The 24,325-nt window shown below is 42.0% G+C and carries 26 protein-coding genes; 24 read left to right on the top strand and 2 right to left on the bottom strand.

From position 1 onward, the window contains the following. Window positions 1-86 precede the first annotated feature (86 nt). From EL079_RS06940 to EL079_RS06915, 6 genes are read left to right on the top strand one after another with little or no spacing between them, the layout of a single operon-like run. On the top strand, window positions 87-974 hold the full coding sequence (locus EL079_RS06940; protein WP_026248201.1) for a carbohydrate ABC transporter permease: 888 nt from the start codon (window positions 87-89) through the stop codon (window positions 972-974). A 16-nt stretch (window positions 975-990) separates the two neighbouring features. Then, window positions 991-1,821 carry a carbohydrate ABC transporter permease gene (locus EL079_RS06935; protein WP_003032024.1) on the top strand — a complete coding sequence of 277 codons (831 nt, stop codon included), beginning with the start codon at window positions 991-993 and terminating at the stop codon, window positions 1,819-1,821. Window positions 1,822-1,834: 13 nt separating this feature from the next. Then, window positions 1,835-2,290 carry a YhcH/YjgK/YiaL family protein gene (locus tag EL079_RS06930; RefSeq protein WP_003031963.1) on the top strand — a complete coding sequence of 152 codons (456 nt, stop codon included), beginning with the start codon at window positions 1,835-1,837 and terminating at the stop codon, window positions 2,288-2,290. A 24-nt stretch (window positions 2,291-2,314) separates the two neighbouring features. After that, complete coding sequence (locus EL079_RS06925) at window positions 2,315-2,959, top strand: YesL family protein (protein ID WP_003031998.1); 645 nt, start codon at window positions 2,315-2,317, stop codon at window positions 2,957-2,959. Between the two features lie 28 nt (window positions 2,960-2,987). Next, entirely contained in the window at window positions 2,988-3,905 is a 918-nt protein-coding gene (locus EL079_RS06920) for a dihydrodipicolinate synthase family protein (RefSeq protein ID WP_003031992.1), read from the top strand. 18 nt (window positions 3,906-3,923) lie between these two features. Further along, window positions 3,924-4,808: an ROK family protein gene (locus tag EL079_RS06915; protein WP_003032015.1), complete on the top strand. Its 885-nt coding sequence runs from the start codon at window positions 3,924-3,926 to the stop codon at window positions 4,806-4,808. 67 nt (window positions 4,809-4,875) lie between these two features. On the opposite strand, the gene EL079_RS06910 is transcribed toward EL079_RS06915, so the two are convergent. Beyond that, window positions 4,876-5,721 carry a MurR/RpiR family transcriptional regulator gene (locus EL079_RS06910; protein WP_003032006.1) on the bottom strand — a complete coding sequence of 282 codons (846 nt, stop codon included), beginning with the start codon at window positions 5,719-5,721 and terminating at the stop codon, window positions 4,876-4,878. 236 nt (window positions 5,722-5,957) lie between these two features. Between EL079_RS06910 and EL079_RS06905 the strand changes: the two genes are divergently transcribed. The 18 genes from EL079_RS06905 (at window position 5,958) to EL079_RS06820 (ending at window position 23,458) form a co-directional block, all read left to right on the top strand. Continuing rightward, window positions 5,958-6,281 (top strand): hypothetical protein, encoded by a 324-nt coding sequence (locus EL079_RS06905; RefSeq protein WP_003032005.1) that lies wholly within the window; start codon window positions 5,958-5,960, stop codon window positions 6,279-6,281. Continuing rightward, window positions 6,271-8,229, top strand: coding sequence for a V-type ATP synthase subunit I (locus tag EL079_RS06900; protein WP_003031974.1), 1,959 nt, complete (start codon window positions 6,271-6,273; stop codon window positions 8,227-8,229). The genes EL079_RS06905 and EL079_RS06900 overlap by 11 nt, the downstream gene beginning before the upstream one ends. A gap of 96 nt (window positions 8,230-8,325) precedes the next feature. Continuing rightward, the gene (locus EL079_RS06895; RefSeq protein ID WP_003032013.1) at window positions 8,326-8,805 is read left to right on the top strand and encodes a V-type ATP synthase subunit K; all 480 of its coding nucleotides are present in this window, start codon (window positions 8,326-8,328) and stop codon (window positions 8,803-8,805) included. A 46-nt stretch (window positions 8,806-8,851) separates the two neighbouring features. Next, window positions 8,852-9,442, top strand: coding sequence for a V-type ATP synthase subunit E family protein (locus EL079_RS06890; protein WP_003032002.1), 591 nt, complete (start codon window positions 8,852-8,854; stop codon window positions 9,440-9,442). A gap of 11 nt (window positions 9,443-9,453) precedes the next feature. Beyond that, window positions 9,454-10,464, top strand: a complete 1,011-nt coding sequence (locus EL079_RS06885) for a V-type ATPase subunit (RefSeq protein ID WP_003032019.1) — start codon at window positions 9,454-9,456, stop codon at window positions 10,462-10,464. Further along, the gene (locus tag EL079_RS06880; protein WP_003028571.1) at window positions 10,454-10,774 is read left to right on the top strand and encodes a V-type ATP synthase subunit F; all 321 of its coding nucleotides are present in this window, start codon (window positions 10,454-10,456) and stop codon (window positions 10,772-10,774) included. The genes EL079_RS06885 and EL079_RS06880 overlap by 11 nt, the downstream gene beginning before the upstream one ends. A gap of 7 nt (window positions 10,775-10,781) precedes the next feature. Then, complete coding sequence (locus tag EL079_RS06875; protein WP_003032009.1) at window positions 10,782-11,477, top strand: GNAT family N-acetyltransferase; 696 nt, start codon at window positions 10,782-10,784, stop codon at window positions 11,475-11,477. Between the two features lie 103 nt (window positions 11,478-11,580). After that, window positions 11,581-13,371, top strand: a complete 1,791-nt coding sequence (locus EL079_RS06870) for a V-type ATP synthase subunit A (protein ID WP_003032014.1) — start codon at window positions 11,581-11,583, stop codon at window positions 13,369-13,371. Beyond that, the gene (locus EL079_RS06865; protein ID WP_003031981.1) at window positions 13,358-14,749 is read left to right on the top strand and encodes a V-type ATP synthase subunit B; all 1,392 of its coding nucleotides are present in this window, start codon (window positions 13,358-13,360) and stop codon (window positions 14,747-14,749) included. Before EL079_RS06870 ends, EL079_RS06865 begins: the two co-directional genes overlap by 14 nt. Before the next feature lie 13 nt (window positions 14,750-14,762). Beyond that, entirely contained in the window at window positions 14,763-15,386 is a 624-nt protein-coding gene (locus EL079_RS06860; protein ID WP_003032011.1) for a V-type ATP synthase subunit D, read from the top strand. Window positions 15,387-15,557: 171 nt separating this feature from the next. Next, the gene (gene thrC / locus EL079_RS06855) at window positions 15,558-17,042 is read left to right on the top strand and encodes a threonine synthase (RefSeq protein ID WP_003032007.1); all 1,485 of its coding nucleotides are present in this window, start codon (window positions 15,558-15,560) and stop codon (window positions 17,040-17,042) included. A gap of 135 nt (window positions 17,043-17,177) precedes the next feature. Further along, on the top strand, window positions 17,178-18,455 hold the full coding sequence (locus tag EL079_RS06850; protein ID WP_003032026.1) for an MATE family efflux transporter: 1,278 nt from the start codon (window positions 17,178-17,180) through the stop codon (window positions 18,453-18,455). Next, window positions 18,452-19,063, top strand: coding sequence for an HAD-IA family hydrolase (locus tag EL079_RS06845; RefSeq protein WP_003031987.1), 612 nt, complete (start codon window positions 18,452-18,454; stop codon window positions 19,061-19,063). Before EL079_RS06850 ends, EL079_RS06845 begins: the two co-directional genes overlap by 4 nt. A 92-nt stretch (window positions 19,064-19,155) precedes the next feature. Further along, entirely contained in the window at window positions 19,156-19,590 is a 435-nt protein-coding gene (locus tag EL079_RS06840; RefSeq protein WP_003031996.1) for a MarR family winged helix-turn-helix transcriptional regulator, read from the top strand. Window positions 19,591-19,602: 12 nt separating this feature from the next. Continuing rightward, window positions 19,603-19,965 carry a DUF1304 domain-containing protein gene (locus EL079_RS06835; RefSeq protein ID WP_003032000.1) on the top strand — a complete coding sequence of 121 codons (363 nt, stop codon included), beginning with the start codon at window positions 19,603-19,605 and terminating at the stop codon, window positions 19,963-19,965. Between the two features lie 101 nt (window positions 19,966-20,066). Next, window positions 20,067-21,401 carry an Nramp family divalent metal transporter gene (locus tag EL079_RS06830; RefSeq protein WP_003031968.1) on the top strand — a complete coding sequence of 445 codons (1,335 nt, stop codon included), beginning with the start codon at window positions 20,067-20,069 and terminating at the stop codon, window positions 21,399-21,401. Between the two features lie 92 nt (window positions 21,402-21,493). After that, a complete protein-coding gene (locus tag EL079_RS06825; RefSeq protein WP_003032012.1) occupies window positions 21,494-21,772 on the top strand; it encodes a phasin family protein in 279 nt (92 codons plus the stop codon). Between the two features lie 108 nt (window positions 21,773-21,880). Further along, window positions 21,881-23,458, top strand: coding sequence for an ABC1 kinase family protein (locus tag EL079_RS06820; RefSeq protein WP_003032023.1), 1,578 nt, complete (start codon window positions 21,881-21,883; stop codon window positions 23,456-23,458). Window positions 23,459-23,563: 105 nt separating this feature from the next. Here the strand turns inward: EL079_RS06820 and EL079_RS06815 are convergent, their stop codons facing one another. After that, on the bottom strand, window positions 23,564-24,187 hold the full coding sequence (locus EL079_RS06815) for a TetR/AcrR family transcriptional regulator (protein WP_003032003.1): 624 nt from the start codon (window positions 24,185-24,187) through the stop codon (window positions 23,564-23,566). Window positions 24,188-24,325 lie beyond the last annotated feature (138 nt).

The following is a 24,325-nucleotide window of genomic DNA, read 5'->3' as shown; positions in this document are numbered from 1 at the left end:
GTTGTTGGTTTCATAAAATAGGAAAAGGGAATTTTTTATCAAAAAGAGGAGGTCAGTATCTCCTCTAGCTAAATGAGGTGTTGAATGTGAAAGTGAATAAAATAAGAATGAGAGAAACGGTGATTTCCTATGCTTTTTTGGCACCAGTTCTATTATTCTTTATTGTCTTTGTATTGGCACCGATGGTGATGGGATTTGTAACGAGTTTCTTTAATTATTCTATGACATCCTTTTCATTCGTTGGATTGGACAATTACTCACGAATGTTTAAAGATCCAGTCTTTATTAAATCTCTCATTAATACGGTGATTATTGTTATTGGTTCGGTACCAATTGTTGTGTTGTTCTCTTTGTTTGTGGCGTCACAGACCTATAGTCAAAATGCGATTGCACGGTCATTTTATCGGTTCGTCTTCTTCCTGCCAGTGGTGACAGGGAGTGTAGCTGTAACGGTTGTATGGAAATGGATTTACGACCCACTGTCAGGGATTTTGAATTTCGTCCTGAAGTCGGGTCATGTTATCAATCAAAACATTTCTTGGCTGGGGGATAAGCATTGGGCGTTGATGGCGATTATTGTGATTTTGCTGACAACTTCTGTCGGGCAGCCTATTATTCTCTATATTGCTGCTATGGGAAATATTGACAATTCATTGGTGGAAGCTGCGCGTGTTGATGGAGCGACAGAGCTGCAAGTTTTCTGGAAGATTAAATGGCCAAGTCTTTTGCCAACAACTCTGTATATTGCGATCATTACAACAATCAATTCCTTCCAATGTTTTGCCTTGATTCAGCTGTTGACATCCGGAGGGCCAAACTATTCAACCAGTACATTGATGTATTACCTGTATGAAAAAGCCTTCAAGTTATCTGAATATGGTTATGCTAATACCATGGGAGTATTTTTAGCTATCATGATTGCTTTGATTAGCTTTGCCCAATTCAAGATTCTTGGAAATGACGTCGAATATTAAAGAAAGGAGAGAAAAGATGAAACAGAAAAAAATAAGTGCCTTTACGGTAATTTCAACGATTATTCTCTTGGTGTTGACCGTTCTCTTTGTTTTTCCTTTCTATTGGATTTTAACAGGGGCTTTCAAATCGCAGCCAGATACGATTGTCATTCCACCTCAATGGTGGCCTAAGATGCCAACATTAGAAAATTTCCAACAGCTGATGGTGCAAAACCCAGCCCTGCAATGGATGTGGAATAGTGTCTTTATCTCGCTAGCGACCATGTTTTTGGTCTGCATTACTTCTGCCTTAGCGGGCTATGTTCTGGCTAAAAAACGTTTCTATGGGCAGCGGATTCTTTTTGCAACTTTTATCGCTGCTATGGCTCTGCCTAAACAAGTAGTACTAGTTCCTTTGGTCCGTATTGTCAACTTTATGGGAATCCATGATACACTAGCTGCAGTTATTTTTCCTCTTGTCGGTTGGCCTTTTGGGGTTTTCCTCATGAAGCAATTTAGTGAAAATATCCCAACGGAATTGTTGGAATCTGCTAAGATTGATGGCTGTGGTGAAATTCGGACTTTTTGGAATGTAGCTTTTCCAATTGTAAAACCAGGTTTTGCTGCCCTTGCCATTTTTACCTTTATCAACACATGGAATGATTACTTTATGCAATTGGTCATGCTGACATCGCGGCAGAATCTAACGATTTCACTTGGAGTGGCAACGATGCAAGCTGAAATGGCAACAAATTATGGTTTGATTATGGCTGGTGCTGCTATGGCAGCTGTTCCGATTGTAACCGTCTTTCTTGTCTTCCAAAAATCCTTCACGCAAGGTATTACTATGGGAGCTGTGAAAGGATAAGGAGGCAGACCAAATGATTTTCGATGAATTGGAAAATCTCGCCTACTACAAAGGTATCCATGAGAATTTGGATTGTGCCATTGATTATCTCCTGACGCACGATTTAAACGATTGTGAGTTAGGACGGTACGAGATTGACGGAGGAAAAGCCTTTCTGTTTGTGCAGGAAAATGAATTAAGTTCCGAAGTGACAGATGAATGTGAATTTCATCAAGATTATCTGGATTTGCATTTTCTCTTGGAAGGGCATGAAATCATTCAATATGGTACAAAAGTAAAAAAGATAAGCAAACCTTATGACAAAAAGAAGGATATTGGGTTTGTGACTTGTGAGCAGCTCTATCCACTTTATTTGGACAAGCAGAATTTTGCAGCATTTTTACCCAATGAGCCGCATCAACCCAATAGGTTTGCTGCTAAAGGTGATAAGGTCAAAAAATGTGTCGTAAAAGTTTTGCTCAACGATTAAACTAATTGATTAGGAGGTAGAACCATGGAAAAGAGAGGTTCGCAGTTAATACGAAGTATATTTGATACAGATAATTTCTTTATGAGAATATGTGAGAAAATATTAGATTTGGTGACTGTGAACCTCATCTTTCTTTTGTCTTGTCTACCACTTGTTACGATTGGTATTGCCAAAATTAGCTTGTATGAAACTTTGTTTGTCATCAGAGATTCGCGACGCATAAAAGTAACAGCAACCTATGTGCAGGCATTTAGGAAAAATTGGAAGGTCGGTTTCAAACTTGGTTTGCTAGAACTCAGCATTGTAGGTATCAGTCTATTTGACCTCCTGCTTTTTTGGAAGCATGAAACAATGCCATTTCAAATGTTAAAAGCAACCTGTATCGGCGTCATCATTTTTGCTAGTTTGCTATTTTTATGTGTCTATCCTTTGGCAGCTAAGTTTGAAATGACGGTAAAAGATCTATTACAAACGGGACTGATCATGGTAAGTTTACATTTCCCGTGGTTCTTTTTGATAATAGCCTTATTAGCTACAATCATCTTTTTCCTCTCTAGTTCAGGATTTGTGTTGCTGCTAGGCTTTACTCTTTTTGTATTTGTCGGCTTTGCAGCCTTAGGATTTTTGCAATTGCCTATCATGGAGAACATTTTTAACAAATATAAATGATAAAATCAATCAAATTGGAGAATAAACTATGAAAGATTTAAAAAAATACGAAGGGGTCATTCCGGCCTTTTATGCCTGCTATGATGACCAAGGTGAGATTAGCCCGGAGCGCGTGCGGGCGTTAGTAGAATATTTCCTCAAAAAAGGAGTTCATGGCTTGTATGTCAATGGCTCGTCTGGTGAATGTATCTACCAAAGCGTTGCTGATAGAAAATTGATTTTGGAAGAAGTCATGGCGGTGGCAAAAGGGAAATTAACGATTATTGCCCATGTCGCTTGCAACAATACCAAGGATAGTATGGAGTTGGCGCGCCATGCAGAAAGCTTGGGAGTGGATGCTATTGCGACCATACCACCGATTTATTTTCGTTTGCCAGAATACTCGATTGCTCAATATTGGAACGCTATTAGCGCGGCTGCCCCACATACAGACTTTGTGATCTACAATATTCCGCAGTTGGCAGGTGTAGCTCTGACGCCAAGTTTATATACAGAAATGCTCAAAAATGAACGTGTGATTGGCGTGAAGAATTCTTCCATGCCTGTCCAAGATATTCAAACCTTTGCAGCACTTGGTGGGGAAGACCACCTCGTCTTTAATGGGCCAGATGAGCAATTTTTAGGCGGTCGCCTGATGGGAGCAAGAGCAGGTATCGGTGGAACGTATGGGGCGATGCCAGAGCTTTTCTTGAAGCTCAATCAATTGATTGCTGATAAGGATTTGGAAAAAGCAAAAGAACTGCAATTTACCATTAACGCTATTATCGGGAAATTAACAGCTACTCATGGGAATATGTATTCCGTCATCAAGGAAGTCTTGAAAATCAATGAAAATCTAAATATCGGCTCTGTCCGTTCTCCATTAACACCAGTGACAGACACGGATCGTCCGATTGTAGAAGAAGCGGCACGCTTGATTCGTGCAGCTAAGGAAGCATTCCTATAATAGAAAAAGAGGTGGATTATGGGAAAATACATTGCCATTGATATTGGGGGAACAAATATCAAATATGGTCTGATTGATGATACCGACACCTTGTTGGAAGCGCATGAAATACCAACAGAGGCTCATAAAGGCGGTCCAGAAATTTTGCGTAAGGTGAAGGGGATTGTAGCAAGTTATTTAGAGCAGACTTCGGTTGTTGGGATTTGTATTTCCTCAGCTGGAATGGTCGATCCAGATAAAGGAGAAATCTTTTATGCTGGTCCTCAGATTCCGAACTATGCAGGTACTCAGTTCAAGAAAGTGGTAGAAGAAACATTTGCCGTTCCTTGTGAGATTGAAAACGATGTCAATTGTGCTGGCTTGGCGGAAGTTATGTCAGGAAGTGGCAAGGGAGCGAACATTGCGATTTGTTTGACGATTGGAACGGGTATCGGTGGCTGCTTGCTGGTGGATGGTCAGGTTTTTCACGGCTTTAGTAATTCGGCCTGTGAAGTCGGTTATGTGTATCTGCCAGACGGTGCTTTCCAAGATGTGGCTTCAACGACTGCCTTGGTCGATTATGTAGCAGAGCTTCACGGAGAAGATCCTACTATGTGGAATGGCCGCCGCATTTTCAAAGAAGCAACAGAAGGAAATACACTGTGTATCCAAGGAATCGACCGCATGGTCAATTATTTGGGGCAAGGGATTGCGAATATTTGCTATGTGGTCAATCCAGAAGTGGTGATTTTAGGTGGCGGCATTATGGGTCAAGAGGCCATTCTTCGTCCTCGAATTGAGGCTGCTATGAAAGCCTGTTTGGTGCCAAGTATTGCTGAAAAAACCAAGCTCGCTTTCGCTCATCATCAAAATGCTGCGGGGATGTTTGGAGCTTATTATCACTTTAAAAATAAACATCATTAACGAAAAGCCTTCTATAATGAAAACGAGCAAATCCTTGGTGAGGAGATGCTCATTTTTGTTTGGTGCCTTATTTGTGTCGTCTGTAATAGCCATTTAATTTTTGATTTTCCCAAAAACTGTTGAAGATTTTTTCTTTTCTTTCTCGGTCAATTTCTAGGAAAAAGGCATAAAGGAGGTCGATCATAAGTAGCATAGGAAATTGTGCTGAGATGCGTAAAATATACTCTGGTTTGCTTTGAATGGCAACAGTGATGATTTCAGTAAAGGTTTCTTTGACTTTGTTGGGGTATCCTGTTACTAACACCGTTTTAGCGCCCATTGCTTTAGCGTCAATGAGACTGTTGATGATAGATTGCGTTCCTCCGGACAAAGAAAATCCAATAACCAAGCAATTTTCATCTAGGATACTGGTTGTCCAAGCAAAGCCGTCTTGATCTGTCAACGCTTCGCAGACAACACCAAGCCGCATGAAGCGCAGTTTCATATCACGGGCGACGAGGCCAGAGCTTCCCGTTCCAAAGAAATAGACGCGATCAGCTGCTTCGATAAGATTGGCAACGCGTAGCAATTTGTCTTCATCAACCAATTCCTCAGTTTGTTGACGGATTTGAGCATAGTTTCGCAGCACTCTACGAGATAAGTCATTTTGCAAATGTTCAGTTTGCTCTGATTTGTCTTGCAACTGGTGAATATATTGAAAATTAAACTCTCTGTAGCCTTTAAATCCGCATTTCTTCGCAAAGCGTGTCAAGGCTGCTTGAGAAATGTAGAGAGTTTGCGCAACTTTTTGAGAAGAGAGATCGTCATAGATACTAGAAGGGCTCAAAAAGTAGTTGGCAATCCGCTTTTCTAAGTCAGTCATGCTATCAAAATGGCTTTCAATCCTCGCCATGATATGCTGCGTATTTTCCATAGATGTACTCTCTTTACTTGTAATGATATAGAACAAATGTTTTGAAAAACCTATTTGTATTATAACATAGTTTTACAAAATAGGACGCTAGGTAGCTTGATAAATAGCATAGGGTGAAATGATTTCAATTAAGCGAAGAAAACCAATAAAACTTTGTGACGAATGGTTTGAAAATGTGTTATAATTTACACAAGTAAACGTTACAGCCATTGTATGATACAAAGGAGGTGCAAGACATGACGAACGCTACTTTTGAGCAAATGCAGGAAATCGAGCAAGCGGCAGATGAAGTGTTGGCGAGCTATAAAAGTCAAATTCAGGAATTGCGAGAGCAAGCTAGCAGCAATCTGAAACAGCTAGAGAAAGTCTATGATGAAGAAAAGCAACAATTGCTTGTTGAGTTAAAAGAACAATCTGAAAAAGAGATTGCCAACTTGACACAAGACTTAGAAAAAACGAGACAAGAGAACGAAGAAAAAGCCCAAGCAGCTTTGTCAAATAAAAAAGAGGTACTGCTGCAAATGATTGTGGACAGGGTGGTAGAAAAATATGGCCATTAGTCAAATGCAAGAGTTGTCGCTGCTATTGCCAAAAGATTTGTTGGATGATGTTCTCTCCTATTTGCAAAATCTCCAATCGGTTGAAATTCAGGATTTGCAAGCAAAAGAGACTTGGCAGGGAGCTTTTGAGCAAGAGTTGGTGTGGAATCCTGATAAGTCTTTCTCGGAACATCTTCAAACTTTGACTCGGCGACAGGAAAAACTTGCCAATATGATTGAACGTTTGCAGGCGTTTGTGCCAAAGAAGAAATTACTGGAGTCATTAAAGGAAGCTCCTTTGGAGACAACCTTTGTAAGTCTAGAAGAAGCAGGGCAGGCGCGTGATGAAGAAGCGCTTCTTGCTAACATTCAACAACAATTTCAATCGTTGACAAGAGCGCAGGAAGTCAAAGAAAGAGCTCAGTCGGATGTGGCAGAGCTAGAAAAATGGGCAAATTTAGGTGTTACGCCGATAGCACTTAAGCATTTTAAACACCTTCGTGCGTTTGTGGGAAGCATTCCAAGCAATGAGAACAATCAGCTCAATGCTCGATTACGGGACTATCCTAATCTGGGAGTCCAAGAGATTTTCACCAGTACCACAGAAAGTGGAATTCTTGTGCTATGTAAAGCAGAAACAGCTAAGGAAATGCAAGCATTCTTGACAGAGCTTGGTTTCAAACCTTTTGAATATCCCTTTGAAGAATTGCCTAGTGAGCGCTTGACATCGTTAAAAGAAATGATAAAGGAGCAAGAAACGGTTATCAGCTCAACGCAAACGCAGCTTGCAGCTTCCAGCAAGGAACTGCAACAGCTCAAACTTCAGTTGGACTATATTTTGAATCTTACTTCTCGCCAAGAAAGCAAGGGAGATCTTGCCAGTACGCAGAATTTGGTTGCTTTAGAAGGCTGGATTGAGCAAGAGCAGATAGAAGATTTGAAAATGGGTCTTGCGCAACAATTTGGTGGGACTGTCTTGCTTCAAATCCATGAAATGGAGGCAGCTGATCGACAGCGAGTCCCGACAAAACTTAAAAATAATGCTCTGATTGAGCCTTTTGAGCTGGTGACAGAGATGTATTCGTTGCCGAAATACGAAGATAAAGATCCAACGCCTGTTGTTTCGGTCTTCTACTTTATCTTTTTTGGCATGATGGCAGCTGATATTGGCTATGGTCTGTTGCTCTTTGGCGGAACGACTTGGGCTTTGAAGACTTTACATGTTAAGCCAAGTCTAGCAAAGAATTTACGCTTTTTTAGAATTTTAGGAATCGGTGTTGCACTCTGGGGAGTGATTTATGGTTCTTTCTTTGGCTTCAAATTGCCTTTTGCGCTCATTGATACCAGCACAGATGTGATTACTATTTTGATTATTTCGGTCGTGATTGGCTTTGTGACAGTCATGACAGGACTTTTCCTCAGTGGTAAAAAGAATATCCGCATGAAGGATTATGCGGCAGCCTATAATTCGGGTTTTGCTTGGATGTTGATTCTCATCGGGTTGGCTTTGCTAGCAGCGGGGCGACTGTTCCCAGATCTTGCTATGGTCGGCTTTATCGGAGAATGGCTGGCTACTGTAAATGCTGTGGGCATTGTACTGGTTTCTATTATCAGCGCTAAAAGTTTGAAAGGCTTGGGTCCTGCACTGTTTAATCTATACAATATCAGTAGCTATGTGGGAGACTTGGTGAGCTTTACGCGACTTATGGCTTTGGGGCTTGCTGGTGCAAGCATTGGCTCAGCTTTTAACTTAATTGTTAGTCTCTTTCCACCTTTTGCTCGCTTCAGTATTGGCATTGTGTTGTTTCTCGCCCTCCACAGTATCAATATGTTTCTCTCCTTTTTATCAGGCTATGTGCACGGAGCGCGTTTGATTTTCGTTGAGTTTTTTGGGAAATTCTATGACGGTGGCGGAAAAGCCTTTAAACCCTTAAAACCAGCAGAGAAATATGTCCGCTACAAAAAATAGAACAGCTAAATTATTTTAGCAACTCAGCTAGAAGTTTTATGTCATTGACAAAATAACCAAATAAATAATGTTTACTATTAGAAATGGAGTTTATTCATGCAAGCTTTTTCATCTTATTTTTCAACTTACGGTGGTGCCTTTTTCGCAGCACTCGGTGTGGTTTTTGCGATTTTCCTCAGCGGTATTGGCTCTGCGCGTAATGTCGGAGCGACCGGTCAGGCTGCGGCAGCCCTGTTAAAAGAGCAACCTGAGAAATTCGTCAGTGCTTTGATTTTGCAACTTTTGCCAGGTACGCAAGGTTTGTATGGTTTTGTTATTGGGATTTTGATTTTCTTTAAAATTCAACCTGAGATGGCTCTTCAAACAGGTCTAGCCCTCTTTTTTGCCGCACTTCCAATCGGAATCGTTGGTTATTATTCTGCTAAATACCAAGGAAATGTCGCGACAGCTGGCATGCAGATTTTGGCAAAGCGACCTGAAGATGTCATGAAAGGGGTTATCCTTGCTGCTATGGTAGAAACTTATGCTATCCTTGCCTTTGTTGTATCTCTTTTGATGGTTTTAAATGTGAAATGAGACAGATTCAATGTCTTGAAACAAGATGTCATAGAAGGAGGCAGATATGGAATTTGAATCTCATTTGAGGGATTCGGTTTTGGAGCAGGCGCATGAAAATGGGCGGCAGCTATTAGCCGATGCTAAAGAGTCTATTGAGCATGAAGCTAAAGAGCAAGAAGCACGGTTGAAACAAGAAAAACTGCAACAGCGTGAACAAGAAATAAAAGCGATCAATCGTCAGGTACAGCGTGAAGTGCAGCAGCTTGAAAATGAAAAACGTCAGTCTACTTTGGCGACTAAGCAAGGGATTTTGAAAGAATTATTTGCGGGGGCTTATGAGCAAATGGCGGCCTGGTCGATCGAGCAGGAGCAGGCTTTCTTGGAGCAGGTCTTAAAAAAGTATCCGCAAGAAGAGCTTGTTTTGACAGTTGGCTCACGGACATTGGTTAAATATTCGGCTGGACAATTGGAACGATTATTAGAGCACTATCCGCACGTAAGATTGGCTTCCTCTCCTGTGAATGGAGAAGCAGGTTTTCTCCTTTCGCGAGGCAATATTGACTATAATTACCTCTATCGCAATTTAGTAGATTCTTTGTGGCAGGAGGAGAGTTATCAGCTTGCTCAGACGATTTTCCAAGATGAAGCAGACTAAGGAGGCGTTCTATGAATGAAAAGACCTTCGCTCAAGTGAATACAGAAATTAGCATTCATGAGAGTAGCTTTTTAAGCTTAGCGCAATACGAGCAGTTGTTGCGGACTTTCACTTCTGAAAGTCGGTCAGCAGCTTTGGAAGGAACGGTTTATAATCTGGATTATGAGCAACTAACAGACTTAAATGCGATTGAGAGGTTTCTCATGAAACATTTGTTTGCAGAGTATGCTTGGGCTTTTGAAGTTAGTCCAGAATCTGCTTTGGTGGAGTTTTTTACGCTCAAATATACTTATCACAATCTTAAGGTATTGCTTAAGCACAAGGCGACAGGTTTGAATTTAAAGCATCTGTTGATTTCTGTTGGACCTTATCCTTTAGATATTTTGGAGCATTTGGTTGCAACCTTTTCTGCTGAACATTGTCCTAAATTGATGGCGGATGAAATGGCGGCGACTTGGGCGGAATATCAAGATTATCAAGATGTACGCGTTCTGGAAATTGGAATGGATCTGGCTTATTTCAAGCACTTAAAAAGCTTGGAGTCTGCATTTGAAGATGAGCGGCTCAAGCAACTGGTGCGGTTGACAATTGATTTTTATAATGCAGTAACGGTGCAGCGAGCGATTCGGCACCAAAAACCGCACAGTTTTATGACGCAACTCTTATCTGATGAAGGCACTTTGACGAATGCGGAGTGGATTGAATTGGCAGAAAAAGGTCATCTCGCTAGCTGGTTTTCCAAAGTTAATCCACTAGAATTTGACGCAGAACTAAGCATTTATGAAGAAAAACTGCGTTCGGGTAAACTGACAAATCTTGAACTGGAGTATCTAGCAGACTTGGTTCAGTTTAAGCTCTTAGAGCAAGGGCGATTTGAAACAAGTGGTCCGCTTCTGCTGGTTCGTTATTTATTTGGAAAAGAGTTGGAAGTGAAGAATCTTCGACTTATTTTGACTGGTTTGACGAACCAGCTTCCAGTAGAGATCATCAAAGAAAGGATGAGACCGATTTATGGCCAGTAAAACTTATAAAATTGGTGTGGTGGGGAACCGCGATGCCATTCTGCCTTTTCGCCTGATTGGTTTTCAGACTTTTCCAGTCACCGAAGCGACCGATGTGGTGAATACTTTACGACGACTGAGCCGAGAAGATTTTGCTATTATTTATTTGACAGAAGACATGGCTGCTGAAATCCCTGAAACGCTGGCTTACTATGATAAGCAAGTGTTGCCAGCGATTATCTTAATCCCGACTCATAAAGGAGTAACAGGATTAGGACAGAGACGTATTCGTAAGAACGTAGAAAAAGCAGTTGGACAGGATATATTGTGAGGTTTTTATGAAAATAAATGAATTAGGCCAGCTTATTGGAGATACCTTGCCGAATTTCAAGCCGGGAGATTTGCCCAAGATGGAGCGACTAGAAGGACGGTATGTTATCGTTGAATGCCTGTCCAAGGACAAACATGGGGCGGATTTGTATGAAGTCTATGGTCCGGATTCTCCTGCTGACATGTGGACTTATCTCTTTCAAAATCCTGTTCAAAGTCAGGAAGAATGGTCGGCCTTGCTAGATCAGATGTTGGCAGCTCCAGATCGTTTTTACTATGCCATTGTGGACAAGGAGAGTGGCAAGGCGCTGGGAACTTTCGCTTTAATGAGGATTGACCGAGGCAACCGTGTCATTGAGGTGGGGTCTGTGACCTATTCGCCCAAGCTGAAGCGCACCAGACTGGCTACGGAAGCCCAGTACTTGCTGGCGCGCTATGTCTTTGAAGAGTTGGAGTATCGCCGCTACGAATGGAAATGCGATGCACTCAATCAGCCTTCAAGGCGCGCAGCAGAAAGGCTTGGTTTTACCTACGAGGGCACTTTTCGTCAGGCAGTTGTTTATAAGGGGCGCAACCGAGACACTGACTGGCTAGCCATGATTGACAGGGACTGGCCAGCGGTCAAAACCCGTTTAGAAAAATGGCTAAGCCCAGATAATTTTGATGAAAATGGGCAACAAATAAAAGCCTTATCTGATTTTTAAAATAAGAAGTATCAATTTTTGCTGTAGAGATAGCTAAGAAGGGTTTCAAGCTCACGGCAAGGATAGAAAATAAGCAAAAATCTCCCAAGAATGGAGGAAGATTGTGAGTCAAGGAAAGATTATAAAAGTTTCGGGTCCTTTGGTGGTCGCCTCTGGGATGCAGGAAGCGAATATTCAGGATATTTGTCGTGTGGGCAATTTGGGCTTGATTGGGGAAATCATTGAGATGCGTCGAGATGAGGCCTCCATTCAGGTATATGAAGAGACCTCTGGGCTTGGACCAGGAGAGCCGGTGGAAACAACGGGGAGTCCGTTGTCGGTCGAATTGGGACCGGGGCTGATTTCGCAAATGTTTGACGGAATTCAGCGGCCTTTGGCACGCTTTCAAGCGGTGACGCAGAGTGATTTTCTGGTGCGCGGAGTGCAGCTGCCTCATCTGAATCGTGAGACCAAGTGGAACTTTGTGCCTTGTCTGGAGATTGGAGCAGAGGTAACAGCCGGAGATATTCTGGGTACGGTTCAAGAAACCGAGCTGGTAGTCCACCGCATTCTAGTGCCAATTGGTGTCAGTGGTCGTGTGACCAAGATAGAAGCAGGGAGTTATACTGTCGATCAGCCTGTCTATGAGATTGAGCAGGCAGATGGCTCTATCTTTGTTGGCAGTCTTATGCAGAAATGGCCGGTTCGCCGAGGTCGCCCATTTGCTCAAAAGCTGATTCCAGAGGAGCCTTTGGTGACGGGCCAACGAGTGATTGATACCTTTTTCCCCGTGACCAAGGGCGGTGCGGCTGCTGTTCCAGGTCCTTTTGGAGCAGGCAAGACCGTTGTTCAGCACCAGGTCGCTAAATTTGCCAATGTGGATATCGTTATCTACGTGGGCTGTGGCGAGCGAGGCAATGAAATGACCGATGTACTGAATGAATTTCCAGAGTTGATTGATCCAGCAACTGGTCAGTCTATCATGCAGCGAACTGTTCTGATTGCTAACACGTCCAATATGCCAGTTGCGGCGCGTGAGGCTTCTATTTATACAGGAATTACAATTGCTGAGTACTTCCGAGACATGGGCTACTCTGTGGCCATTATGGCAGATTCGACCTCACGTTGGGCAGAAGCTCTGCGGGAAATGTCCGGGCGTTTGGAAGAAATGCCGGGCGACGAAGGCTATCCAGCCTATCTGGGCAGCCGGATTGCTGAATATTACGAACGAGCTGGTCGGGTTAAAACCTTAGGGAGTGACGAGCGTGAGGGAAGCATTACCGCAATCGGCGCTGTTTCCCCTCCGGGTGGAGATATTTCTGAGCCAGTCACGCAAAACACTCTGCGGATTGTCAAAGTTTTCTGGGGCTTGGACGCTCAGTTGGCACAACGTCGCCATTTCCCTGCGATTAACTGGCTTAGCTCTTACTCGCTTTATCTAGACGAGGTGGGTCAATATATCGATCAGCATGAGCAGTTGGCTTGGTCGGAAAAAGTGACCAAGGCGATGAACATTCTCCAAAAAGAGAGTGAGCTACAGGAAATTGTGCGGCTGGTTGGTCTGGATTCTCTGTCTGAAAGGGATCGTCTCACCATGAATACAGCAAAGATGATTCGTGAGGATTACCTGCAGCAGAATGCTTTTGATGAGGTTGATACCTACACTTCCTTTAAAAAGCAAGTGGCTCTGCTCACTAATATCCTAATATTTGATGAGGAAGCCAATCGTGCCTTGAATTTAGGTGCTTACTTTACCGAAATCATGAACGGTACTGTGGAGCTACGAGATCGAATTGCCCGCTCTAAATTTATCCCAGAGGATCAGTTGGAAGCAATTCGCAGTTTGGATACCGCTATTCGGGAAAAACTGCATGATATTCTTGCCCAAGGAGGAGCAGACAATGAACGTGATTAAAGAATACCGTACCGTCAGCGAAGTTGTTGGTCCTTTGATGATTGTGGAGCAAGTTGAGGGTGTGCATTTTAATGAGCTGGTGGAAATCCAGCTCCATGACGGAACCAAGCGTCAGGGGCAGGTTTTGGAGGTGCAAGAAGACAAGGCGATGGTGCAGCTATTTGAAGGCTCCAGCGGTATCAATCTAGAAAAAGCCAAGGTGCGTTTTACTGGTCGACCGCTTGAATTGCCAGTATCAGAAGATATGGTAGGACGGATTTTCAATGGTATGGGCAAGCCTATTGACGGTGGACCAGATATTTTGCCGGAAAAATACTTGGATATTGACGGTCAAGCCATCAATCCGGTCGCGCGAGATTATCCCGATGAGTTTATCCAGACTGGGATTTCAGCCATTGATCACCTCAATACTTTGGTTCGGGGACAAAAATTGCCAGTTTTCTCTGGTTCAGGTCTGCCTCACAAGGAATTGGCTGCCCAGATTGCTCGTCAAGCTACTGTGCTCAATTCAGAAGAAAATTTTGCAGTCGTTTTTGCAGCTATGGGGACAACCTTTGAAGAAGCCGAATTTTTCATGAACGACTTGCGGGAAACGGGAGCTATTGATCGCTCTATTCTCTTCATCAATCTAGCCAATGATCCTGCTATTGAGCGGATTGCGACACCGCGGATTGCCTTGACGGCTGCCGAATACTTGGCTTATGAAAAGGACATGCACATTCTCGTCATCATGACAGACATGACGAACTACTGTGAGGCTTTGCGAGAAGTATCCGCTGCTCGTCGAGAGGTGCCAGGACGCCGAGGCTATCCGGGTTATCTTTATACCAACCTATCCACTCTGTATGAGCGTGCGGGACGTTTGGTAGGAAAGAAAGGCTCGGTGACGCAGATTCCCATTCTCACTATGCCTGAGGACGACATCACTCATCCCATTCCTGATTTGACGGGTTACATCACCGAAGGTCAGATTATCCTGTCGCGTGACCTTTACAACAGCGGTTATCGTCCGCCGATTAACGTATTGCCGTCTCTTTCGCGCCTCAAAGACAAGGGTTCTGGCGAAGGAAAGACTCGGGGAGACCATGCAGCAACCATGAATCAGCTTTTTGCGGCTTATGCACAAGGCAAACAGGCCAAAGAATTGGCGGTTATATTAGGAGAATCAGCCTTATCTGACACCGACAAGCTCTATGTTCAATTTACCGATCGATTTGAAAAAGAATATATCAATCAAGGTTTTTATACCAATCGGACGATTGAAGAAAGTTTGGATTTAGGCTGGGAATTGTTGTCTATTTTGCCACGGACAGAACTTAAGCGGATCAAGGACGACATGATTGATCAATATTTACCAGAAAGTAAACAGCAAGCCTAAGGAGGTGATCTGAATGGCTCGTTTAAATGTCAAACCAACCCGAATGGAGCTGAACAACCTGAAAGAGCGCCTGAGAACAGCTACTCGCGGTCATAAACTTCTCAAGGATAAGCGAGATGAACTGATGCGTCGTTTCATTGAAGCTGTTCGCGAAAACAACCGCCTTCGCCAAAAAGTTGAAACAGCTCTGGTTGGTCACATGCAGGATTTTGTATTGGCGAAAACCTTGGAAAGTGACCTCATGGTAGAAGAGATTTTTGCTGTCCCTATGCGAGAAGTCAACCTCCATATCGAACAGGAGAATATCATGAGTGTGCAGGTGCCAAAAATGCATGCTCATATTGATAATCCTTATGGTGATGATGAGGGAGATGTGGTTTATAGCTATGTGGCTTCTAACAGCCAGATGGATGAGACGATTGAGGATATGGGCAACTTATTGCCCGACCTCCTGCGCTTAGCAGAAATTGAAAAGAGTTGCCAGCTGATGGCAGATGAGATTGAAAAGACCCGCCGTCGGGTCAATGGCTTAGAGTATGCAACCATTCCAGATCTCACAGAAACCATTCATTATATCGAGATGAAGCTAGAAGAAGCCGAGCGCGCTAGTCTAGTAAGAGTAATGAAGGTGAAATAAAAACAAAACGGATGGTGGATTCTATGAACTCACGTCCGTTTGTTTTTTTGAGGTAGCTATATAAACAATAAAAATCTCCAACTCCACTCTCTCACATTTCCCATAAAATGCGGGAATTTTCTGATAAATCATGTTATAATAGAACAGACTACACGAAAAGGACAGAAACTCATGACTTTAGTTTATCAATCAACGCGTGACGCAAACAATACGGTGACAGCCAGTCAGGCTATTTTGCAGGGGTTAGCAACGGACGGTGGTCTCTTTACGCCAATTTCTTATCCGCAACTAGAGCTGGATTTTACTAAACTCAAAGATGCTTCCTATCAGGAAGTTGCAAAATTGATTTTATCTGCTTTTTTAGATGACTTTACAGATCAAGAGCTGGATGACTGCATTAACAATGCCTATGACAGCAAATTTGACACACCAGAGATTGCTCCCTTGGTGAAACTGAACGGGCAATACAATTTGGAACTTTTCCATGGTTCTACGATTGCTTTCAAGGATATGGCCTTGTCTATCCTCCCACATTTAATGACGACGGCAGCGAAAAAGCATGGTTTGAAAAATAAAATTGTCATTTTGACGGCGACTTCTGGTGATACCGGAAAAGCAGCTATGGCAGGCTTTGCCGATGTGCCAGGAACGGAAATCATCGTCTTTTACCCTAAAGACGGTGTCAGCAAGGTTCAGGAGCTGCAAATGACCACTCAGACGGGGGACAATACTCATGTGGTGGCTATTGAGGGCAATTTTGATGACGCCCAGACCAATGTCAAAAGCATGTTTAATGATGCGGCTCTTCGGGAGTGTTTAGCTACACATCAGTTGCAATTTTCTTCTGCTAACTCCATGAATATCGGGCGTTTGGTGCCACAGATTGTTTACTATGTTTATGCCTATGCACAATTGGTTAAAACCGGTCAGATTCAGGCAGGCGAAGCAGTTAATTTTGCTGTTCCAACTGGAAACTTCGGCAATATCTTAGCAGCCTATTATGCTAAACAAATCGGTCTTCCGGTGGGCAAGTTGATTTGTGCTTCTAATGAAAATAATGTCCTAACAGATTTCTTTAAGACACATGTTTATGACAAAAAGCGCAGCTTTAAGGTAACGTCTAGTCCGTCTATGGATATTTTAGTTTCTTCAAACTTAGAGCGTTTAATTTTCCACCTGTTAGGAAATAGTGCAGAAAAGACAGCGGATTTGATGAAGTCTCTCAATCAGCATGGTCAGTATGAGTTGACTGATTTTGACCCAGCTATTTTAGAACTCTTTGCGGCAGAATATGCCACCGAAGTTGAGACAGCATCTGAGATCAAACGAGTTTATGAGGCGTCTGATTACATTGAAGATCCGCACACAGCGGTCGCTTCAGCTGTTTATCAAAAATACCGGACAGCTACAAGTGATGAGACTACGACTGTTATTGCTTCAACCGCCAGTCCTTACAAATTCCCAGTTGTGGCAGTCGAAGCTGTGACTGGGCAGACAGGTCTGAGTGATTTTGAAGCATTGGCTAAGTTACATGAGCTTTCCGGTGTGGCAGTTCCGCCAGCGGTGGATGGCTTAGAAAACGCACAAGTCCGCCATAAAACGACTGTCGCTGCTGACCAAATGCAGGCAGCAGTAGAAAGCTATTTAGGACTTTAATAATCTAATAAATTTTTGTAACAAACACTCAGTTGGCTACCAGCTGAGTGTTTTCAGATTGCAACAGGGTGTAAACAAAATATTGCCAGCAAAGTGCAGAAAAGTGTATAATCAAGAGCAGGAGTTTCATGATGTATGACCACTTATAAAAAGATTTTAAATATTGCCCTACCAGCCATGGTCGAAAACTTTTTGCAGATGCTAATGGGAATGGTGGACTCGTATTTGGTAGCGAGTCTCGGTCTCGTGGCTATTTCAGGAGTTTCGGTTGCTGGTAATGTTATTACGATTTACCAAGCTATTTTTATTGCGCTGGGAGCAGCAGTATCCAGTCTCATTTCCAAGAGTTTGGGAGAAGGAGATCGAGACAATCTGGCTTATCACACTAGCGAAGCCATTAAATTAACTCTGATTTTGAGCGTCTTTCTAGGACTTTTCTCGCTTGTTTTTGGACGCCAGATATTAGCTTGGCTGGGAACGGAGCCTGTCGTCGCCAATGCAGGTGGTCTTTATCTGGCTTTAATCGGGGGAACGATTCTCCTTTTGGGTCTGATGACTACGCTAGGCTCCTTGATTCGGGCAACTAGCAACCCTCGCATGCCCATGTATATCAGTTTTTTAAGCAATCTGCTCAATGTCATTTTTTCCAGTCTTGCGATTTTTATTTTCCACATGGGAATTGTTGGAGTGGCGCTGGGCACCATTTTAGCCCGTCTGGTAGGCGTTTTGATTTTATGGAAAGAATTGTCTCTGCCTTTAGCGCCTTGGAATTGGAGGCTGGATTGGGACTTGTTGCGTTTATCTCTGCCAGCTGCTGGAGAGCGGCTGATGATGCGGGCTGGAGATGTGGTGATTATTGCCATTATCGTTAAGTTCGGGACAGATGCTGTCGCGGGAAATGCTATCGGAGAGGTTCTGACTCAGTTTAACTATATGCCGGGCTTTGCGGTCGCTACCGCAACGGTTATGTTAGTGGCTCACGCAGTAGGACAGGCAGACTTTCAGACAGTTAGGAAGCTGACGAAGCAGACCTACTGGCTATCTCTTGGACTCATGTTACTGGTGGCTCTGCTTATTTTTGCACTTGGGCAACCACTAACACATCTTTATACAAAGGATAGTAGCGCTGTGACAGCTAGCTTGTCGGTCATTCTGTTTTCACTTTTAGGTGTGCCTATGACAGCAGGAACAGTCATTTACACAGCTGTTTGGCAAGGATTGGGAAATGCCAAGTTGCCTTTTTATGCTACGACTGTTGGTATGTGGCTGATTCGCATTGTGGCGGGCTACTTTCTGGGAGTAACTCTGGACTTGGGCTTGCCCGGAGTTTGGAGCGCCACTCTTTTGGACAATGGCTTTCGCTGGATCTTTTTACAAATCATCTATCAACGAAAAATGAGGAAAATAACATGACAAAAGCTTTTATTTGGGATTTGGACGGAACATTATTGGATTCCTATGATGCGATTTTAGCGGGGCTTGAGGAAACCTATATGCACTATGGCTTGGATTTTGACAGACCAGCTATCCATGCTTATATCTTGCAACATTCTGTTCAGAAATTACTGGAAAAAGTCGCAACAGAAAAAGGTTTAGATGCTGAAGAGATGAACCGCTTTCGAGGTCAAAGTTTGCAAGAGAAAAATGCTCACATTCAGCTCATGGATGGTGCTAAGGCTATTCTTGTTTGGGCGCAGGAAGCAGATATTCAGCAGTTTGTCTATACTCATAAAGGGAAAAATGCTTATCAAATTTTGGCGGATTTAGAGATTTTGGATTATTTCACAGAAATTGTAACTACTGCTAATGGATTTGCAAGAAAGCCCGACCCAGAAGGTGTGAACTATCTCGTAGAGAAATACCAGCTGGATAAGACAAGCACTTACTATATCGGTGACCGGACGTTAGATGTAGATGTTGCCTTTAACAGCGGTATTCAATCAATCAATTTCTGCGATGACCGACCAAACATTAATCACGAAATCAACCATTTACTAGAGATTAAACAGATAATCTGTTAAAGGGGAGCAAAATATTTGCTTTTCTTTTTTTGATAGTCTATAATTGATTTATCAATAATTGACTAGTCAATTAAAGCCAGGAAGGAGAAAAGATGGTTGCCATTCATCACCTGCTATATCAATTGCATTTAACCGATCAAGCCATCACGCAACTCTTTGAGAAAAAATTAGAAATCAGCTTAACGCGGTATGAGATACTGACCTTTTTATTGGACAATGCTCCATGCAGTCAAGTTGCTGTGCAAGAGGTCTTAAAAATCGATCCTGCAGCCTTGACTCGGCATTTCAAATTTTTAGAAGAGCGCGGATATGTTCAACGGAGCCGCAATCCCAAAAATCAACGAGAGGTTCTAGTGAATGTAACGAATGTTGCAAAAGAGCAGCTTTTGCATGAGCCACCGACCTATCATGTAAATGTCAAAAAGCAAATGGAAAAAGTTCTCTCGGATGATGAGCAAAGGACGCTGAGCACTTTATTAGAAAAACTTGTATCTGGCTTAGATCAGATTACCGTGGAAAAACATTAGAAAGAAAAAATTATGTCACTCATTACTACTATATTAGCTACACTTGTCGCACTGGAACACCTCTATATCTTTTATCTAGAAAGTATCGCTACCCAGTCAGACAGCACCAGCCGAGTCTTTAATATGACAAAGGAAGAATTATCTCGCCCGTCCGTTACTTCCTTGTTTAAAAATCAAGGGGTTTACAATGCCTTTTTAGTTCTTTTCCTACTATATGGCTTGTATATTTCACATAATTTAGAAATTGTGACCGTTTTTGTTTTGTTTGTTATCGGGGTTGCAGCGTATGGTGCAGTCACAGCTAACAAGAAAATCATCTTGACTCAAGGCGGACCTGCGATTTTAGCTATTCTAAGCATTTTATTGTTTAAATAGCACCAAATATTAACCATTATAAAAATATAAATTAACCACCGTTAATAGTTTGTGCTATAATATATATTAGAAATAATTCTACAATAGAAAGAATGATAGAAATGTCAGACAAAAAGGTTTCCTTAAGTGAAGTTAACCAAAGTATTGTAACGCCTAAAAACGCTGGTTTCTTTCGTACTTTATTAGCTTTTTCAGGGCCGGGAATGCTGGTTGCCGTTGGTTATATGGATCCGGGAAATTGGATTACAAGTGTTGTAGGTGGTGCTACCTATCGTTATTTGCTCTTATCAGCTGTCTTGGTTTCTTCTGTAATGGCTATGCAATTGCAGCAAATGGCGGGAAAATTAGGAATTGTCACAAGGATGGATTTGGCACAAGCCATTGCGGCTCATACGTCAAAGCCAGTTCGCTATCTCCTTTGGGTTATTACAGAGTTGGCTTTAATGGCAACGGACTTGGCAGAAGTCATCGGTGCAGGGATTGCGCTTCATTTACTATTTGGTTGGTCTTTGTTATTTTCGATTTTGATTACAGTCTTTGATGTTTTCTTGTTGCTTTTTTTGATGAAATTAGGCTTTCGTAAGATTGAAGCAATCGTTGGAACGCTGATTTTAACTATTTTATTGATTTTCTTATATCTGGTGATCCTTGCAAAGCCAGATCTTCATCATATTTTATCAGGATATTTGCCAAATGTAGCAGCTTATCAACATACGGCTAGTAAAAATGGAACGTCCGTTTTGACCTTAGCACTGGGCATTGTGGGGGCAACGGTCATGCCACACAATCTGTATTTGCACTCTTCTATCGCGCAAACGCGAAAAGTTAATTACAAAGCCAAACAATCCGTGCATGAAGCTGTACGGTTTATGACGTGGGACTCGAATATTCAATTGAGTTTGGCTTTTGTGGTTAATTCTTTGTTGTTGATTTTAGGGGCAGCATTATTCTTTGAACATGCGGATAAAATTGGTGCTTTTTCTGCAATGTACAATGCCTTAAAAGACCCTCAAATTGCTGGTGCTATTGCTAGTCCTATCCTCTCAACGCTCTTTGCAGTGGCTTTGTTAGCGAGTGGTCAAAACTCAACTATTACAGGAACTTTAACGGGACAAATTGTGATGGAAGGCTTCTTAAACATGAAGCTACCACCGTGGTTTCTCCGCTTGGTAACCCGCTTACTAGCTCTTTTACCGGTTGTGATTGTTGCTATTTTATACGGAGACAAAGAACAGGTGCTAGACAATCTTTTGGTCTATTCCCAAGTCTTTCTTTCAGTCGCCTTGCCATTTTCAATCTTTCCACTCGTGTATTTCACCTCTAATAAAAAGCTCATGGGCGAATTTGTCAACAGCAAATGGAATACCTACTTAGCTTATGCCGTTTCTATTTTATTAACTATTTTGAATGTAAAACTTGTGGTTGATCTTTTTTAAAAATTTGTCTATCAGTTCAATTTTCTCTAGAATAAATGGCTTAAAAGCGCTATAATGAAAGTGGAAAGATTCTCATATACGGAGGTGTCAAGATGGACGAATTGAAAAAAGTTTTGCTGGCAGGTATTGGATTGACTTCCATGACTTATGATAAAGCCACCGAATTTGTCAAAGAATTGATTGCCAAAGGTCGCTTGACGGTGGATGAAGGCAAACAGCTTCAGTCAGAGCTAAAGCGCAAAGTAAATGAAAAAACGGCTGAAAGTCCAGAGGAGCAATCCGATGATGTATATGCCACCAAGCAAGATATTGAACGACTAGAAGATAAACTAGATCAACTACTCAAAGGATTTTCAAAAACAGAAGAATAATCTTCCTGATAACGCAGTCACAACTTTATAAAGGCTGCGTTTTTTGCTAAACTAAAAATAGGATTTGAAAGAAAAAATGATGATGACAAACAGGATGGAGATAACCTTATGGCAAACAAGCGCTTACGAGAGATTCTAACAGCCTTTAGTGCAGTCGGCTGGTCCAATCTGAAAGATCGAAAAAAACCGTTGGACGAGAAAAAAGCTCCCAAGCAATTGCGAGAAGCTTTTGAACAACTAGGACCCAGTTTTGTAAAAATCGGTCAAATTTTATCTACCCGTAGTGACTTATTGCCAGAAATCTATATCAAGGAATTGAGCAAGCTGCAAGATGACGTCAATCCTTTGGACAAAGAAACTGTTATGGCTGCGATTGAAGATGAGTTAAAGCGTCCGATTGAGCAACTCTTTTCAGATGTTTCACAAGAGCATTTGGCGAGCGCTTCCGTGGCACAAACTCATCGTGCTGTTTTGTTAAATGGCGATGAAGTCGTACTGAAAATTCAGCGTCCGCACATTCAAGAGCAAATTACAGAAGACCTTGCTCTTCTGGTTCGTTTAGCCCGTCATTTTCCCAAACATTTGCTGCCTATGGTGGATTTACCAAAGATTTTGCAACAGTTGCAGACAACATTGCTGAACGAAATTGACTTTCGCAACGAAGCTAAGTACATGGATGAGTTCGCCCAATACAATCAAGATATTCCTTGTGTTGGAGTGCCAAAAGTCTATCCAGAGTTTACCACTCCGCACTTGATTGTGGAGGAATATATTCCAGGTGTCCGTATCAATCAATATGCTTTTTTACAGGAGGCTGGCTATGACTTGGAAGATATTGGTCAGAAGCTCATGCTGAGCTTTATCAAACAAGTCTTTAAAGACGGATTCTTTCATGGTGATCCACACCCCGGCAATCTCTTGATTCATGAAGGAAAGATTTATTTTATTGATTTTGGGATTATGGGAGAATTGGAAACGGGTTTTCGTATGTCTCTAAACGACATGTTGTCTAGCTTTACGACACAGGATATTGACTCGATGACACAGGCCATTCTGACCATTACGACGGCTAGTGAACCAATCAATAAATTACAACTAGAGCAAGATGTTGAACGCATGCTAACCAAATACGGCAATTTAGAGTTGGGCTCCTTATCTATTACAGATATGTTTGAGGACGTAGTGGCGGTTTGTACACGTCATCATTTGCAAGTACCGTCCCAGATGACGATCTTAGAAAAAGCAGCCCTGCAAATTGAGGGACTCTTTCGCGAGTTAGCTCCTAATATCAATTTGATGACCTTAGCCAAGCAATATTTCCTTGAAAATATGAAATCAGACATCCTGCACCAGACTTTGAGTTATGATTCTTTCTTAATCGAACTACTCTACTTGCTGCGGCATGGGAAAAGCATTCCAAGACGGCTCCACCAGCTAGTGGAGCAGGTGGTGAATGGTCGCTTGGTTGTTAATCATGACTTGATAGACTACAATCAACGCTTTCGTCGCATCGAATCCGTAGCCAATCGTCTTATACTAAGTCTTATCTTTCTAGCTTTGCTATTGACAGGAGGGATTTTAACCCTCAATCCAGATATGCTGTTTTTAGCAAAATTTCTGTTAACATTAGCAGGCTTGGTATTAGTGTGGTTATTCTATCTTATCATCCGCTCCACAAAAAAATAACATAAAAAGTGAGCGTGACAACTTACTTCTTCATCCGTTTTTCAAGCTCAGAAGAGCTACGGGAGATGAGACTATGAACTAAGAATTTTCAAGATTAGTTCGGTTTCACTCCCTTTCTTTATCTTCCAAACTGTTTGTAACGATTAGTTTGTCATTAGAGGAAGTTTGCTTGAAACAAACATAGTCTGTCAGAGGGAAATGAATCAACTTTAAAAAGGTTTCTGCAAATTGTTCAGGAGGGGTAGGTTCAGGTTGAGTAATCCAAATTTCGATAAAGATCAAAATTCCTCTAACAAGAACTTGAGCGGCCTTTTCTTTTGGAATATTTAATTTTTGATAGTCAATCGTAATATGTTGTTCAATCCATTGTCCATAGGTATTTCGTAAAAATTCCCTCCAATATGGATCTGCTGCTGTTGTAAAAAGACAGCTGATTTGTTTTCGGTGGGTGTATAAGATAGGAATCACTACCTCTGCAAAAAAGACAAAAGGATCAGGATAAACTTTCTTATCATAAGTTTGAAAAATCATTCGAAATTCAGCATCAAGTTCTTTATGAATATAGTCTAGAATTTCATGATTTCCATTGAAATGACGTTTATAAATGGCTTGTCTTGAAATTCCAGCCTTTTTGGCAATTTCTGCTAAAGAAAAATGCATTTTATTTGGATGTTCCATAGCAAGCTCAAAAAAAGCCTCTAGAATTTTTTCTCTCGTATTAAGTACCATCTTGCTCCCTCCTTATAAATATTCTAATTTAAAAAATATATGTAGTCTAGCAAAACCATCGAAAAAAGTTTACATTTTGTAAACCACCTGCGAGATATCCTGTTGTATATCAATGGGGTGTTTAAAACTTTACAGTTT

This window comes from Streptococcus anginosus, from assembly GCF_900636475.1.
Taxonomy (GTDB): domain Bacteria; phylum Bacillota; class Bacilli; order Lactobacillales; family Streptococcaceae; genus Streptococcus; species Streptococcus anginosus.
This window is presented reverse-complemented; position numbering and strand designations above follow the sequence as displayed.